Genomic DNA, 1,058 nt, shown 5'->3' with positions numbered 1-1,058 from the left:
ATAGCTCGATGAGCAATACTCTTATCACCGGGGACTGTAATTTCACCCTGAAATTTAAACTTACGTGGTTGCGTATTATAATCAAACATTATTGCTACACCTCAAATATATTAATGAACCATTATCTTTTAATCTATAAAATCTCATTACTTTCCTACTGCTACGCTACCTAATTTATTCAAAGAAAACAAATTTTTAGTCTTAGATGCAAAAAAAATAAGGCTTTCGCCTTACTTTATTATTATTTTATATTTTTAAACACACAATCTGTAAATAGCTTCAGCAAAGATTTCCATAGCTTTTCTCATATCTGCTTTGCTCCAATTTTCATTGGCTTGATGCATGAAATCAGGAGTTGTTGGCAACATTCCACCGAACGCAACACAATTATGCATTGTTCTGGCAAATGTAGCACCACCAGAAATAGCTGGCTTAGATTCTGTATCACCAGTTAAATCTTGATATGTTTGCATCAATGTTTGTACCAATTCACTGTCAGTAGGCACGTACAATGGAGCAACATAGTCAAAGTTTTCATATTTCATATCGAATTTAGCTACAGCGTCAGCTAATCTTTGACCAGTAGTTCTTTTTCCATAGACGGTGTCGTTGATATTAGTAATGACATAAGTATCTTTTTCTAATTCCTTCTTTAATTCATCGCTCATTTTTTGATCAATTCGTAAATCTTGATCGATAATAGTTTGCATTCTAGCAATACGAAGTTTTTGCATATCCTTTAGGCAGATAAATGAGGAATCTTTAGCATAACTATTGGTTTTTAAAACCTGTTCTTTTAATAGGTCGCTTAAATCCCTCAGGAATAATCCCTCCATGATCGTAAAACGGTTACCGCAAATTGCACAGATTTGATTTTTTTTAATTGCCATAGTTTACACCCCTTGTGTTTACAGGGTAAGTATATTATTTGGGAAAAATTAAATCAAAAAAAACTCCCGAATGGGAGTTTTTTTATTAATTAAATTGTACCTTTTTTAATAGCTGTCTTGATACCAGCAATTTCCATAATTCCACGGTCAGCGGATAAATGTTTAAGT

The 1,058-nt window shown here is 32.9% G+C and carries 1 protein-coding gene; it reads right to left on the bottom strand.

Annotated elements, in window-relative coordinates; translation table 11 throughout:
• Positions 1–254 precede the first annotated feature (254 nt).
• Positions 255–668 (bottom strand): M20/M25/M40 family metallo-hydrolase, encoded by a 414-nt coding sequence (locus FHL06_RS14525; RefSeq protein ID WP_420360980.1) that lies wholly within the window; start codon positions 666–668, stop codon positions 255–257.
• Positions 669–1,058: the final 390 nt, after the last annotated feature.

The sequence above is a fragment of the Companilactobacillus halodurans genome, assembly GCF_009600985.1.
GTDB lineage: Bacteria > Bacillota > Bacilli > Lactobacillales > Lactobacillaceae > Companilactobacillus > Companilactobacillus halodurans.
This window is presented reverse-complemented; position numbering and strand designations above follow the sequence as displayed.

What these genes read in the sequence shown, in the direction of transcription:
- FHL06_RS14525 (WP_420360980.1), bottom strand. Translation starts at nt 668, where the DNA reads ATGAGCGATGAATTAAAGAAGGAATTAGAAAAAGATACTTATGTCATT.